This window comes from Sporosarcina oncorhynchi (assembly GCF_033304615.1).
Lineage (GTDB): Bacteria > Bacillota > Bacilli > Bacillales_A > Planococcaceae > Sporosarcina > Sporosarcina oncorhynchi.
This window is the reverse complement of the sequence record NZ_CP129118.1, coordinates 2,355,582-2,370,622: the sequence shown is the minus strand read 5'-3', so window position 1 is coordinate 2,370,622 and position 15,041 is coordinate 2,355,582. Positions and strand designations below refer to the sequence as shown.

The following is a 15,041-nucleotide window of genomic DNA, read 5'->3' as shown; positions in this document are numbered from 1 at the left end:
ACAATTGCGGAAACGAATCATAGCTGGAAATTGGAAAATGTATAAAACGATGGATGAAGCGAAAAGTTTTGTGACGGAAGTGAACGGGAGACTGCCTGAAACGGATCAAGTCCAAGCAGTCATTTGTCCGCCATCACTCTATTTGTCTGAGTTAGCAACGTTAGCTGAAGGCTCGGCCCTTCAAGTCGGTGCGCAAACGATGCATGACACGGATGAAGGTGCCTTCACAGGCGAAGTGAGCCCGAAAATGCTGGCGGCACTTTCGATTCCATTTGTTATCTTAGGGCATTCTGAACGACGTCAATATTTCAATGAAACAGATGAATCCGTCAACAAAAAAGTGCTTGCTGCATTTTCGCATCAATTAACACCAATCGTTTGTGTAGGTGAAAGCCTTGAACAACGTGAAGAAGGCAAAACTGTCGAGACGGTTGCAACACAAGTGAAGAAAGCGTTTCAAGATGTACATGCTGATCAGGCAAAGCAGGCCATCATCGCCTATGAACCTGTCTGGGCAATCGGCACAGGTAAGACGGCGACTGCGGAAGATGCCAATGAAGTTTGCAAAGAGATCCGCGCTGAAATCGGCAAGCTCTATGATGAGCAGACAGCATCTGCCGTGCGTATTCAATATGGTGGAAGTGTCAAACCGTCCAATCTTGCAGAATTGCTGTCGATGGATCATATTGACGGAGCATTAGTTGGTGGGGCAAGCCTTGACGCAAATTCTTTCGTGGAAATGATCGAGGTTGCAAGCCATGCGTGAAGCACCTGTCGCATTGATCATCTTGGACGGTTTCGGACTACGGGATGAGAAGTTCGGAAATGCGGTTGCGCAAGCGAGTACACCGAACTTTGATATTTTATGGAACAATTATCCGCATTCAACGTTAACTGCTTGTGGTGAAGCTGTTGGGCTGCCGGAAGGCCAAATGGGTAATTCGGAAGTCGGGCATTTGAATATTGGTGCTGGCCGTATCGTTTACCAAAGTTTGACACGCGTCAATAAATCCATCAAAGACGGTGACTTTTTCACAAATAACGCATTGCTTGGCGCCATAAATCATGTGAAACGGAACGGTTCAGCTCTCCATCTGATGGGGTTAGTGTCAGACGGCGGTGTGCATAGTCATTATGAGCATCTGTTCGCGTTGCTTCGACTCGCAAAAATGAATGGCGTCGAAAAGGTTTATATCCATCTGTTTCTAGACGGACGGGATGTAGGACCGAAAACCGCTCCAGCCTATATCGAGCGGACGGAACAAGTACTTGAAGGTGTAGGTATTGGTGAAATTGCTTCGGTGTCAGGTCGCTATTATGCTATGGACCGGGATAAAAGATGGGACCGTGTGGAAAGTGCATACCGTGCAATCGTAGATGGCATAGGAGAGCGATTCCATACCGCAACAGCAGGTGTGCTTGCGTCTTACGAAGAAGATATCCATGACGAGTTCGTAAAGCCGTTCATCATCAAGAAAGACGGTGAGCCTGTCGCAACTGTAAATACCGATGATGCTGTTGTGTTCTTCAACTTCAGACCCGATCGTGCGATTCAGCTCTCACGCGCATTCACTGATCCTAAGTTTGACGGTTTCCATACTGGACCGAAACAGCTCGACAATTTGAAGTTTGTATCCTTTACACATTACAGCGATGAAGTACAAGCTGATGTCGTATTCACATCCGATAATCTCGAAAATACAATTGGTGAAGTACTAGCGAAAAATGGTCTACGGCAACTTCGTATTGCGGAAACCGAAAAGTATCCGCATGTGACATTTTTCATGAGTGGCGGTAGAGAAGAAGAGTTCGAAGGTGAGACTAGAATTCTCATTGCCAGTCCGAAAGTCGCGACATACGATTTGAAACCGGAAATGAGTGCGGTGGAAGTGACAGAAGCGCTACTTTCGGAGATTGAGGGAGAGAAGCAAGACGCCATCATCCTCAACTTCGCAAATCCGGATATGGTCGGTCACAGCGGTATGTTGGAACCGACGATTAAGGCAATCGAAACGGTCGATGCATGCTTAGGCCGAATTATTGATGCTTTGTTGCTGAAAGGCGGAACCGCAATCGTTACGGCGGATCATGGGAATTCCGATGAAGTGATAACCCTTGAAGGACAGCCGATGACAGCTCATACGACAAATCCAGTGCCTGTCATCATTACTAAATCTGATATCGTGTTACGCGAAGGCGGCATTTTGTCAGATCTTGCACCAACGATGTTGAAGCTGTTAGATATTAAACAACCGGAAGAAATGTCCGGTACACCATTATTCTAATTAAAGGGAGATAGTTACTATGCCAATCATTAGTCATATTCAAGCAAGAGAAGTTCTTGATTCACGCGGGAATCCTACAGTTGAAGTAGAAGTGTTTACAGAGAGCGGTGCATTTGGACGGGCAATCGTTCCCTCCGGTGCTTCTACAGGTGAATACGAAGCGGTTGAATTACGTGACGGCGACAAGTCCCGCTATTTAGGTAAAGGTGTTCTAAAAGCAGTAGATCATGTAAACGAAGTGATCGCTGACGAAGTAGTTGAAAACTATTCCGTACTCGATCAAGTCGTGATTGATAAGGCGCTAATTGAGTTAGATGGAACGAATAATAAAGGGAAGCTTGGCGCAAACGCCATTCTTGGTGTGTCAATGGCCGTTGCACACGCAGCAGCAGATTACTTGGATCTTCCACTTTATCAATACCTTGGCGGCGTAAACGCGAAGCAATTGCCAGTTCCAATGATGAACATCCTTAACGGAGGCGAACATGCGGATAACAACGTCGATATCCAGGAATTCATGGTCATGCCTGTAGGGGCGGAATCATTCCGTCATGGACTACGCATGGGGGCTGAAATCTTCCATAGCTTGAAAGATGTCCTGAAATCCAAAGGGTTAAATACGTCAGTTGGTGATGAAGGCGGTTTCGCACCAAACCTTGCATCTAACGAAGAAGCACTTTCTACAATTATGGAAGCAATTGAAAAAGCGGGTTACAAGCCAGGCGAAGAAGTATTGCTTGCAATGGATGTCGCTGCATCTGAGTTTTATGACAAGGATGCGAAAAATTATTCGTTAGCTGGTGAAGGCATTACGAAAACGTCTGAAGAGATGGTTGACTGGTATGAAGAGCTATGCTCGAAATATCCAATCGTTTCAATTGAAGACGGATTGGATGAAAACGACTGGGCAGGTCATAAGTTGTTAACGGACCGTCTTGGCAAAAAAGTTCAATTAGTCGGCGACGATCTGTTCGTTACGAACACGGAGAAACTAGCTCGTGGAATCGAAGAAGGTATCGGTAACTCGATCCTTATCAAAGTGAACCAAATCGGTACGTTGACAGAGACGTTTGATGCGATTGAGATGGCGAAACGTGCTGGTTATACAGCTGTCATTTCCCACCGATCCGGTGAATCAGAAGATACGACGATTGCAGATATCGCTGTAGCAACGAACGCTGGCCAGATTAAGACAGGCGCACCTTCACGTACAGATCGCGTGGCGAAGTACAATCAACTTCTTCGCATTGAAGATCAGTTAAGTGAAACAGCAGTGTATCTTGGTGAGAAGACGTTTTACAACTTGAAGAAGTAAGATGACAACAGCCGGTGGTTGCCGGCTGTTATCAAATTATTTAAAACATGTTGTAACAATATATAATGTTTGATAGAATATAAACAGAGTTATGTCCGATTCAGGAGGTGGAACAAAGTGCATGCTTTGTTTATGACGTTGTTAGTAATCGTATCATTGGCGTTAATTGTTGTTGTATTATTGCAATCTGGTAAAAGTGCGGGTCTATCTGGAGCCATCTCCGGTGGTGCCGAACAGCTTTTTGGAAAACAGAAGGCACGTGGGTTAGACTTAGTGCTACAACGAGTGACAATTGTACTTTCAGTTTTATTTTTCGTTTTGGCGATTGCCATCGTTAAGATTTAATTGGAATGATCTAATTGCATACATGACAAACGCCTGGCCACCCGTATGGTCTGGCGTTTTTTATCTTTGATTGTTGGGAATAATAACATACATAGTACATGTTTTGGTAGAAAGGAAGATAGAAATGAGAATTGCACAGCCTAGGCCGTTCTTTTTTGAGAGTGGGAAACGGGCGGTTTTGTTGTTACATGGATTTACAGGAACGTCAGCGGACGTACGGATGCTTGGACGGTTCCTTGAGAAGAAAGGCTATACATCACTTGCACCACATTATAGAGGGCATGGTGTGCCTCCTGAAGAGTTGATTGAAACTGGTCCTGATCAGTGGTGGGAAGATGTCGTCGCAGGCTATGAACAATTACGAGCTGCTGGGTACGAGGAAATTGCAGTTGGCGGTTTATCGTTAGGTGGCGTATTTTCCTTAAAAGTAGGGGTTAAACTGCCAGTTAAGGGTATTGTTACAATGTGTGCCCCGATGTCGATGAAAACGACGGATGTTATGTATCAAGGCGTGTTGAAATATGCTGCTGAATACAAGAAGTTTGAAGGAAAATCAGAAGCGCAAATCGAAGAAGAGATGGATGCGCTTCGTGGACAGTCGATGCCTTCGTTGAGCGACTTGCGTGATTTGATTTATCGTGTCAGAGACGAGCTTGGCGAAGTTGAGAAGCCATTATTTGTCGTACAATCACGTAAAGATGAAGTAATCGATCCAAATTCGGCAAATGTGATTTTTGAAAACGCTAATTCTGCACAAAAAAATAGTAAATGGTTTGAAGAATCAGGGCACGTCATCACATTAGGTCCTGAAAAAGAGCAACTTCATGAAGATATATATCAATTTCTTGAATCGCTTGACTGGAACGTGTGAAAATAGAGTTAGATGACGATAATAAGAAATGGAGGGATGTAATTGGACATGATGGAAGAAGAACTTAAAGCACGAATATTAGCTTTCATGAGAGAAGAAACGTATAAACCGCTAACCGTTCAAGAAATCCAAGAGTTAATGGGAATCGAAGGGGCTGCGGAGTTCAAGGAACTTGTGAAAATGCTCGTTCAATTGGAGCAAAAAGGGAATATTATCCGTTCGCGCACGAATCGCTATGGTGTTCCTGAAAAAATGAATATGATGCGTGGTAAGTTTATCGGTCATGCAAAAGGATTTGGATTTGTCGCACCTGAAACGGACGGGATGGATGATATATTCATACCGCCGCCTGAAGTGAACGGTGCAATGAATGGAGATATCGTTCTCGTCCGCGTTTCAAAAGGGTCATTCGGAGATCGTCGGGAAGGTTCAATTATCCGCGTCGTTGAACGTAAAACGACGAAAGTAGTCGGGATGTATCAGGACAATAAAGGATTTGGATTTGTTATTCCTGACGATAAAAAACTACCGATGGATATCTTTATCGGCAAAGGAAACTCGCTTGACGCAGTCGACGGGCATAAAGTGGTTGTGGAAATCACTGAATGGCCGAGCGATTTAAAGTCAGCTACTGGAATGGTTGTTCAAATACTCGGTCATAAAAACGACCCGGGTGTCGATATCCTGTCGATCATCCATAAGCATGGAATTGAAGTCGAGTTCCCGAAAGAAGTTATGGATCAGGCGAATAAAACACCTGACGAAGTACAGGAAAACGAACTGTTTAAACGCCGCGACTTGCGTGAAGAGCTTGTCATCACGATCGATGGCGCGGATGCGAAAGACTTGGACGATGCCATTGGACTCGTAAAAAATGCGGACGGGACATTTACATTATCTGTTCATATCGCGGACGTTAGCCATTATGTACAACAAAATACGCCTCTTGACGATGCGGCGTATGACCGTGGCACGAGTGTTTATTTAACGGATCGTGTAATTCCAATGCTTCCTCATAAGTTGTCAAATGGAATCTGTTCCTTGAATCCACATGTTGACCGTTTGACATTATCGTGTTCAATGACAATCGACCATAACGGGAAAACAATTGATCATGAAATTTTTGAAAGTGTCATTCAGTCGAAAGAACGAATGACGTATACGGAAGTCTATAAAATCATCTCAGAAAAAGATGAAGAGCTGATGGAGAAGTATGCACATATCGTTCCGATGCTTAACAATATGGCGGAGCTTGCGTCCATTTTACGACAGAAGCGAATTGACCGCGGAGCAATCGATTTCGATTTCAAAGAATCCAAAGTGCTTGTTGATGAAAAGGGTTGGCCGACAGATATCGTTATCCGTGAACGTACGGAGGCGGAGCGTCTGATCGAGGAATTCATGCTGGCAGCGAACGAAACGGTTGCAGAGCATTTCCACTGGCTGCAAGTGCCATTCCTATACCGTATTCACGAAGACCCTAAAGCAGAGAAGCTTCAGCGTTTCTTCGAGTTCATCACGAATTTCGGTATTGTCGTCAAAGGTGCTGGGAATAAAGTGCATCCACGCGCATTGCAGGAAATTGTCGAGTCCATTGAAGGCATGCCTGAAGAGACGGTTATTTCTACAATGTTATTACGTTCGATGCAACAGGCGAAGTATTTTGAAGAGAGCCTAGGCCACTTCGGTTTATCAGCTGATTTCTATACGCATTTCACATCGCCAATTAGACGGTACCCGGATTTGATCGTCCATCGGTTGATCCGCACGTATTTAATCGAGAAAGATGTGTCTCCTCAGACGATTGCGCACTGGAATGCCAATTTGCCTGAAATTGCACAGCATACATCTGAGCGTGAGCGTAGAGCAGTCGATGCAGAACGTGATACGGATGCGCTGAAGAAGGCGCAATTCATGCTTGATAAGATCGGTGAAGAATTCGATGGTGTCATTTCTTCCGTTACGAACTTCGGGATGTTTATTGAACTCGAAAACACCGTCGAAGGCCTTGTGCATGTCAGTTATATGAATGATGATTATTATCGTTTTGACGATCGTCAAATGATGATGATTGGTGAGCACACAGGCAAGCAGTTCAGAATTGGGGATGAAGTGACGATTCGCGTCGTTTCCGTCAAACCTGAGGAATCTGCGATCGACTTTGAAATTGCGGGGATGAAACAGTCCTTCCATAGAGCGCGCAAGGAGACACCAAAAGTCATCCATGCGAAAAAAGGCGGAGACCGTTCTTCATCAGGTTCTTCGAAGCCTAAGTCGGATAAGAAGCCTGGATCGGGTAAACCCAAGAGGAAGTTTTATGAAGATGTCGCGAAACCTAAAAAGAAGAAGAAAAAACAGGTTCCGAGAAAGAGGAAGTAAAATAACGAATAAGTAACATAGCAAGCTAACCCGATGATTTACGTTTCGGGCGGACGCTTTCCGGGGGGCGTGCGGTAAGCCAAGCGAACAACGAAGAGTTCGCTTTGCCGTATTTCTGTGTTCTTTACAGAAATTAAGGCATCACTGAAGGGTCTTACCTGTCACGCTCATCCCCCAGGAGTCGCTGCCCTTCACTACAATCATCTAGTTTGCTATTTTTTAAAGATAGGCAAATAAATAATTGTAGTATGCTATATATCACACAACAACTTAATAAATGTAATGTGTTTGTAGAGGGGGAAACTATATGGCGAAGGGTCAAGGGAAAGTATTAGCGATTAATAAAAAAGCGAATCATGATTTTGCCATTGAAGAGACGATTGAAGCTGGTATTGTTCTGCAAGGGACCGAAATCAAATCGATTCGTAATGGTAAGGTCCAAATTCGTGATGCGTTTGTTTTGATCCGCAATAATGAAGCATGGATCTCCAATATGCATATTAGTCCGTACGAACAAGGAAACCAATTTAACCACGATCCATTGCGATCTCGAAAGCTACTATTGCATAAGAAGCAGATCAGGTCATTGATCGGTCAAACAAAGCAAGAAGGTTTTGCGATTGTGCCGCTTAAAATGTACTTGAAAGATGGTTTTGCAAAAGTATTGATCGGTATCGGTAAAGGGAAGAAGTTGTACGATAAACGCGAAGACTTGAAGAAGAAAGAAGCGAAGCGTGAAGTGGAACGTGCTTTCAAGGCAAAACAGCAATATTGATTTTTAGTCGAAAATGTAGTAACATAAAGATAGTGAAATAGTTCAGAAGCCTTTCAGTAGGCCTTCCTGACATCCCTATAGAGGTTGAAATTGACCTTTAGCTAACGGGGACGTTACGGATTCGACAGGGGTGGTCTGGGCTTGAGCTGCGCGTCGGAGGGATCGTCTCCGTCAGAAACGACAGTTAATAATAACTGGCAAAACAAACAACAACCTAGCATTCGCAGCGTAAGCTGTTGAATCTGCCTAGCAATTCCATCGCCCATGTGGCATTGTCTAGGCTCAACTTTTAGTGGGATACGGTAACGGTTGCCTCCTGAGGCCGTTGCAAGAGACTTCCGGGATAGCGCTCAAGACGCCTTGATTGACGGCATAATGCAGCGCGAATCGAAAGTAGTCGATCTACACGCGTAGACGCTGAAGTAGCAGAGCCTTTGGACGCGGGTTCGACTCCCGCCGTCTCCATAGAAATTATGGAAAATAGTAAAGCAGTAGATAAAGATATTGAACAGAGGATAGACTTCTGGGCAATATCTTTTTTCTATACCAGAAAGAAGTTTTATGGACGGGGGATGTGAATGATATGGAATTGATTACGATTCCTACTGAAGCAGTGCGTATTACAAGCACCTCAAGTAAAGGTGATCAATCAAAATGGCAAGTCGGTGATAAGTGGATTAAAGAAAATACACGAGGTTATGAAGGTGTGGCAGAGGTACTTGCTTCACTCATCTTATCTTGCTCAACATTAAAGAAACAACAATATGTTACCTACAAATCTTGTGAAATTCTTTTACCTACAGGCGAAACTACCATTGGCTGTTATTCTTATGACTTTAGAGGGAAACTGCAAGAAGTCACTCTTGAACGTTTATTCGAAGCGAATTTCTCTTCTACTGATTCCATACTCAACAATAATGCTATATCGACAAAAGAGAAATTTGAACAGATTATGCAACGAGTCGAGAAATATACAGGACTCGAAGTTAGGGATTCAATTGCCCAGATGCTTGCATTTGACGCGCTTATTTTGAATGAAGATCGCCATACAAATAATATCCTATTTTTATATAATCCAGTAGAAAAGACTTGGAAAATTGCACCAATTTTTGACAATGGACTTAGTCTTTTATCTGATGAAAAAGATTATCCGCCAGGCAAACCATTAACTATTTTAAAACGTAAAGTGAAGGCAAAGCCATTCAATTCACGTTTTTCCAAGCAACTTGCTTTATATGAAGGACCGGCGTTCATTAATAAGACCAAGCTGCTTCATCGACTTGAAACGACGGATATCGATTTTGGAAGAGCGGGGAAAGTTCTTCTTTCCCAAATGAATGATCCCGGTTACGCCCATCTGTTCTTTGAAGGAAGTGATACCGATGATTGATTATATGAAATTCGACGTCATGTGGATGGATGAAGTCATTGCGCGGGTGGACCTAAAGCCAGCAAATGGTGGGACGCCTTACGTTATTAACTATATTACTGATTTCAATAAGCAGTTCTCTCCGAATATGGAAGGACATATTACAATTGAAGAACTTGAGAAATGGTTGAAATGGCGAACATTTCCTCCTACTCGTGTCAATGCTGATGAACTATTGGAGAGTCTCGGCATGCAAGCCTTTAACCGCTGGGGCATTGTCAGAAAGACGCATGGTGTTATGGCAGATGATGAGATTTGGCTGCGGTTTGCGGGAGAGACATTGAAGCATAAGGATGTTTGCTTGCGGAAGGATCTTTATTATCCTGAAGTGGAAGTGCAAGAGTCGTGAAAGAGGATCTATCTGATAGGCTACATCGATTGACCATGCTGAAAGAGAAAGGTGGCTAGCAACGTCAACTATCACCAGAATTACTTCGGGAACTTATGGCCGATTTTGTTATCAAGAGCACATATCACTCAAACGCAATCGAAGGAAATACATTGACGGTATATGAAACGAAGGCAGTACTCGAAGACGGCATCACGATTGCAGGTAAATCCATGCGCGAACATTTAGAAGCTATTAATCACAAAGAAGCGATTCTAGTAGCTGAAGAAATTGTGCAAGAAGAAATCCCTTTTTCAGAAAGAGTCGTCAAAGACTTGCATAGTATCGTGTTAAATAAAATAGACAGAGATAATGCAGGGATGTACCGTAATCGGAATGGCATTATCTCCGGTGCATCTTATACACCGCCCGATGCTTTAATGGTGCCACAACTGATGACAGATTTGATTGAGTGGCCCATTGACTGCATCTGCAATCGATGGGCTTTCAATTTGGTCGTAGATTCAACATTGCTCCTCCTTCCGTGAGTTTTGCAATAGAAGTAAATCCTGAATGAAGTCATGCGCCTGCTTCTTTGATAACTTCGTACTTTTTTCGACGTTAAACAAAATTATCATCAACTCTTTCGCTTCACCATTACTGATGTCGAGTTCAGAAACAAGACGATAGATTGTTTGTAGCTGGAATTTAGTCGCCGGTTCATCACCTTCCTTAAAGTCATTTTGTTTTGGAAAGTCCTCAATGTCCTGAGTAAATAGACCGCTCGCACGAGTCGCGGATAAAATGGCATCAATTAATGCTCGTTTCTTCGCCATCTTCAGGACGGTATTCACAATCGTAAAAGGATCTTGGTGCCGAAATGACGCTTCCTTGCTATTGCAAGATCCTAAACCTTCAGCTTCGACGATTCCATTATCTTTCCGTGATAACGTTATCTTCACCTCATATGCGAATACTCCCGTTTCCCACTGTTCAATGCGATTAACAACATCTACAGTCTTTGAAAAGCCAAATGCGTCACAAAGTTTCTCTGCGCCAGGCTTTAAAAGTGTAGGTTTAGAGAATCCGTTTACCATGCCATAATCGACGCCTTTAACTAAGGAATTTTGAACGAACTCATTCAATTCATTGATCCGCTTTTTTGACTCCGATGATGTTAGAACCAGATTAGGCAACGATGTCTGAGTGGATGTAGGGATATTAAACGGAACAAGCTTCTTCCCAATCTTCTGCTGTTTTTCAATCATTTGTTTATCGCCCCTTTGCATTTAATATGAAATTATTTCTTAAAGGTGTTAGCCAGCTTTAACAGGCTGTTTGTAGTCTGCGATAGAATGCTGCGGCTAATTTTGTAATTCATCCGATTTCCGAGGTTGAGTGCGTTAGTAGTACCATTCACTGCTTTGTCTGCAGCTGTTCGCACGGTCTCATTGATTTTCTCGAAACCTGTAAAAATGCTTCGTAAAGCTTCCTCACCCCGGGTATCGGCAAAATAAGCACTTTTGGATAATGCATCAGCTAATTGCCCTCTCGTCTTATGAGACATATGGAGTTTATCTCCATACAACGCTTTCATTTCATCGATAGCTGCCTGTACATGTTTTCTTTGGTTTATCAACTTCGACAACTCGATGTAATCATTGCGATCAATTGATTCTACAATCTGGTCTGCAATAGATTTGTACTCACTCACAAGGTCGTTGTAGATTATCTGCATCTCCAAAGGTGTAACATCCTTTCCATCTGTCATTTCTGTGTAACTGTTGTATTGCTCCCATACAGGTTTCTTCATAACTGAATTCCTCCCAGTGATAAATAAAATTTCGTCTTACGCAGTTATTCCGGTCTTGAATATACATCGCATTAATTCTTGTATTGAAGGTATCCCTTTAATGTCAGCTTCAATAAGATACCTTCTACAGAATGGCGATGGACAAGTAGATGACCTTCATCTTCAAGCTCAATTAAATTCAGACTTTCAAGCTGTTTGTACGTTAGGTGCTTTATTGCAACCCACTTGTTCAACTCTTTTGCGCCTACTAATACACGTGCTAACGACTCATTCACATCTTTCACCTCCCTTCAAAGTTGCGCTCCTCTCACCGCGCCTGTCGTCCCTGTAAAACACAAAAAAACCGCTATCTATCCAAGTGGATAAACAACGGTATAATAAAGGGGTGGGGCATGAAACGGTGGGGTACCCCCTTAGTTTATAGATGACCAGGTGTTAGTCAAAAGTATATTTTTTTTCTTGTCAAAAGTTTTTAGTTAACTAATGGAAATTATATTTTGTCAGGAAGAAAATAAAAGAAAGAATCTCTGTGCCCTCACCTAATACCTCTGAACGTAATGAAGAGTTGATCGCTAAGTCGTACTAACATTGCGATAAATGGAGTGAAACCAATCTAAATTGATGTCAATGCCGAAGTCTAACAGCATTGTTCACCAAACTTCTATCTATACGACCCTTTTTATATAAGGTCATTGTGATAAAATAGAACTAAGGAACAAAACAAAGAATGAATAGGGTGGAATAATGAATAAACAGCAATTAGCCTCAAGAATTTGGGAGTCTGCAAATAAGATGCGTTCAAAGATTGATCCAAACGAGTACAAGGATTATATTTTAGGATTTATCTTCTACAAGTTTTTATCTGATAAAGAAGTAAAGTTCTTAAAGGAGAATGATTATTCGCTTGAGGATATTAAGAATCTGAAAGAAGAAAGCCAGGATGAAGTAGCATTCATTCAAAATGGAATCGGGTACTTTATCGAATACGGTAATTTGTTCTCAACTTGGCTAGAGCTTGGGAAAGACTTTTCTGTTGATAATGTCCGTGTAGGATTGTCTGCATTCAGTCGTCTTATTAGTCCTAGTCATAAAAGAGTCTTCGATCGTATCTTCAATACTTTAGAAACCGGGTTAAGTAAATTAGGAGATAGTTCTGGTGCCCAGACGAAAGCGATTAGTGAGTTAATCCATTTAATTAAAATTATCCCGATGGACGGTAAACAAGACTATGATGTTCTTGGTTTTATATATGAATACTTGATTAGTATGTTCGCCGCAAACGCAGGGAAAAAAGCGGGAGAATTCTATACCCCACATGAAGTATCTGTCTTGATGTCAGAAATTGTAGCGAATCATTTAAAAGACAAAGATGAAATTAAAATCTATGATCCTACTAGCGGTTCAGGCTCATTGCTAATCAACATAGGGAAATCTGTTGCAAAGCATATTGATAACCAAAACAACATTAAGTATTACGCTCAAGAATTAAAGGAAAACACATATAACTTAACTCGAATGAATCTAGTTATGCGTGGAATTATTCCAGATAATATCGTAACACGCAATGGGGATACACTTGAAGATGATTGGCCTTACTTTGATGACAATAATCCTATTGAAACGTATGACCCGCTTTATGTCGATGCGGTAGTATCAAATCCACCATATTCGCAAACATGGGATCCTACCAGTAAAGAAAACGATCCGCGATATGCAAACTATGGACTTGCTCCTAAGACAAAGGCGGATTTCGCTTTCTTGCTTCATGATTTGTTTCACATTAAATCAGAAGGTATTATGACAATTGTCCTACCACATGGTGTGTTATTCCGCGGTGAAGAAGGAGAAATCCGTAAGAATTTAATTGAACACAACAATATTGATGCAATTATAGGTTTACCTTCGAATATTTTCTTTGGGACAAATATCTCAACAATAATTATGGTTTTAAAACAGAAGCGAACAACAAATGACGTTTTAATTGTGGATGCTTCAAAAGATTTTGTTAAGGTTGGTAAAAACAATGTATTACGAGGATCAGATATTAAGAAAATTGTTGATACAGTTACCCAGCGTCTCGAAGTTGAAAAGTATTCTCGAAAAGTTTGCCGGGATGACATCCGAAAAAACGACTATAAATTAAATATTTCACTTTACGTAGATTCCTCGGATGAAAGTGAGTCTTGGGATATTTACGCATCTATGTTTGGCGGGATTCCCAAAACTGAAATTGAAAATTTGTCCGCTTTTTGGGAGTGCTTACCAACGCTAAAGGAGGATTTGTTTTTAGAGGAGGAATCACCATATGTTGACATAGCGACAAATGATGTGATGAAATCTATTACTGAAAATGTCGATGTGATAAAATTCATAAACAATTATCGCGAATCGTTTGAAGGATTTGAAGACTATCTTATAAATAAGCTCATTGATCAAAACACTTCAATAAATATTAATAAAGAAAAAACAACAATTAGTAATGAAATTTTCGATCGTCTATCTTTAATTCCTTTAGTAGATAAATATCAAGCTTATCAAGTATTTGACGACGAGTGGTCAAAGATTGCAGTGGATTTAGAAATTATCCAGACTGAAGGCTTTGAAGTCACGAAAAAAGTCGATGACAACATTGTCTTAAGAAAAAGGAATGGGAAAGAAGTTGAAGTTCAAGAAGGCTATGTAGGACGTGTAATTCCATTTGAATTGATTCAGTCTACAATACTCAAAGAAGAAGCAGATGCTATTAAAGTCATGGAGAATCGTTTGGATGATATTTCCTCCTGCTATTCCAAAGTTATTGAAACACTTTCTGAAGAAGAAAAAGAATCTCCAGTATTAAATGATGATAATGATGCCTTCGTTACTGCTGAAGTAAATATAGCCCTTAACACTGCATACACAGATATTGAATCAGAAGAGATTAATACTTTGAACGAATATATTACTTTGCTAGATGCAAAAGCAAAGAAATCGGAAAGAGAAAGATTCGTCGCTAATCATTCGGAAGTTAACTGGGCAAATATTGAACCGAATAAAGATGGTACATTCGGGAAATCCAAGGTTAATGCGTATTTGAGAAAATTACAATTGAATTATGAATTCCCTGAGGAATCATTTGAGGCGAAACTTGTTCGAGTTAGTGATTTAATTATTGAAGAAAGAGATTTAAGGGCTCAATTGAGAATAGATTCTGCGGCACTTCATATGAAGACAAAAGAAACAATAGAAAACTTATCAGATGAAGAAGTTTGTAAATTACTTGAATTGAAGTGGATAATTCCATTAGTAACGGGTTTATATGAAGTACCAAGTAATATTATCTCTGATCTTATTTTAAAGGTTCAACAGCTAGCAGATAAGTATGCAACGACATACTACGAAGTAGAAAGTGAAATGACAACCTCAAAGAGAACTTTAGCAAAATTAATTGATGAGTTAAAAGGTAATGAACACGATATGAAGGGGCTTAGCGAGTTCCAAAAGCTATTGAAGGGTGAATAA

At 41.4% G+C, this 15,041-nt stretch carries 14 protein-coding genes and 1 other RNA gene; 12 read left to right on the top strand and 3 right to left on the bottom strand.

Annotated features, from left to right (window positions below; translation table 11 throughout):
- Nucleotides 1–4 precede the first annotated feature (4 nt).
- The 11 genes from tpiA to QWT69_RS11460 all read left to right on the top strand — a co-directional run bounded on the left by tpiA (nucleotide 5) and on the right by QWT69_RS11460 (nucleotide 10,275).
- Nucleotides 5–766, top strand: a complete 762-nt coding sequence (gene tpiA / locus QWT69_RS11510; protein WP_317965817.1) for a triose-phosphate isomerase — start codon at nucleotides 5–7, stop codon at nucleotides 764–766.
- Nucleotides 759–2,285 (top strand): 2,3-bisphosphoglycerate-independent phosphoglycerate mutase, encoded by a 1,527-nt coding sequence (gene gpmI / locus QWT69_RS11505; RefSeq protein WP_317965815.1) that lies wholly within the window; start codon nucleotides 759–761, stop codon nucleotides 2,283–2,285. The genes tpiA and gpmI overlap by 8 nt, the downstream gene beginning before the upstream one ends.
- 19 nt (nucleotides 2,286–2,304) lie before the next feature.
- Nucleotides 2,305–3,600, top strand: a complete 1,296-nt coding sequence (gene eno / locus QWT69_RS11500) for a phosphopyruvate hydratase (protein WP_317965813.1) — start codon at nucleotides 2,305–2,307, stop codon at nucleotides 3,598–3,600.
- A gap of 117 nt (nucleotides 3,601–3,717) precedes the next feature.
- Nucleotides 3,718–3,945, top strand: coding sequence for a preprotein translocase subunit SecG (gene secG, locus QWT69_RS11495; RefSeq protein ID WP_191695544.1), 228 nt, complete (start codon nucleotides 3,718–3,720; stop codon nucleotides 3,943–3,945).
- Between the two features lie 124 nt (nucleotides 3,946–4,069).
- Entirely contained in the window at nucleotides 4,070–4,816 is a 747-nt protein-coding gene (locus tag QWT69_RS11490) for an alpha/beta hydrolase (protein WP_317965808.1), read from the top strand.
- A 51-nt stretch (nucleotides 4,817–4,867) separates the two neighbouring features.
- Entirely contained in the window at nucleotides 4,868–7,195 is a 2,328-nt protein-coding gene (rnr, locus tag QWT69_RS11485; protein ID WP_317971055.1) for a ribonuclease R, read from the top strand.
- 307 nt (nucleotides 7,196–7,502) lie between these two features.
- A complete protein-coding gene (smpB, locus tag QWT69_RS11480) occupies nucleotides 7,503–7,970 on the top strand; it encodes an SsrA-binding protein SmpB (protein WP_317965806.1) in 468 nt (155 codons plus the stop codon).
- A 106-nt stretch (nucleotides 7,971–8,076) separates the two neighbouring features.
- Nucleotides 8,077–8,438: a transfer-messenger RNA gene (gene ssrA, locus QWT69_RS11475) on the top strand.
- Nucleotides 8,439–8,553: 115 nt separating this feature from the next.
- On the top strand, nucleotides 8,554–9,360 hold the full coding sequence (locus QWT69_RS11470) for a HipA domain-containing protein (protein ID WP_317965804.1): 807 nt from the start codon (nucleotides 8,554–8,556) through the stop codon (nucleotides 9,358–9,360).
- The gene (locus tag QWT69_RS11465; RefSeq protein WP_317965802.1) at nucleotides 9,353–9,748 is read left to right on the top strand and encodes a hypothetical protein; all 396 of its coding nucleotides are present in this window, start codon (nucleotides 9,353–9,355) and stop codon (nucleotides 9,746–9,748) included. The genes QWT69_RS11470 and QWT69_RS11465 overlap by 8 nt, the downstream gene beginning before the upstream one ends.
- Before the next feature lie 152 nt (nucleotides 9,749–9,900).
- Complete coding sequence (locus QWT69_RS11460) at nucleotides 9,901–10,275, top strand: Fic family protein (protein ID WP_317965800.1); 375 nt, start codon at nucleotides 9,901–9,903, stop codon at nucleotides 10,273–10,275.
- Here the strand turns inward: QWT69_RS11460 and QWT69_RS11455 are convergent.
- From QWT69_RS11455 to QWT69_RS11445, 3 genes are all read right to left on the bottom strand, one after another.
- Nucleotides 10,252–10,995, bottom strand: a complete 744-nt coding sequence (locus tag QWT69_RS11455; protein ID WP_317965798.1) for a hypothetical protein — start codon at nucleotides 10,993–10,995, stop codon at nucleotides 10,252–10,254. The two genes, QWT69_RS11460 and QWT69_RS11455, sit on opposite strands and share 24 nt — an antisense overlap.
- A 32-nt stretch (nucleotides 10,996–11,027) precedes the next feature.
- On the bottom strand, nucleotides 11,028–11,540 hold the full coding sequence (locus QWT69_RS11450) for a hypothetical protein (RefSeq protein ID WP_317965796.1): 513 nt from the start codon (nucleotides 11,538–11,540) through the stop codon (nucleotides 11,028–11,030).
- Nucleotides 11,541–11,611: 71 nt separating this feature from the next.
- Nucleotides 11,612–11,815, bottom strand: coding sequence for a hypothetical protein (locus QWT69_RS11445; RefSeq protein WP_317965794.1), 204 nt, complete (start codon nucleotides 11,813–11,815; stop codon nucleotides 11,612–11,614).
- 469 nt (nucleotides 11,816–12,284) lie between these two features.
- Here QWT69_RS11445 and QWT69_RS11440 point away from each other — a divergent pair, with 469 nt between their 5' ends.
- Nucleotides 12,285–15,041: a type I restriction-modification system subunit M gene (locus tag QWT69_RS11440; protein WP_317965792.1), complete on the top strand. Its 2,757-nt coding sequence runs from the start codon at nucleotides 12,285–12,287 to the stop codon at nucleotides 15,039–15,041.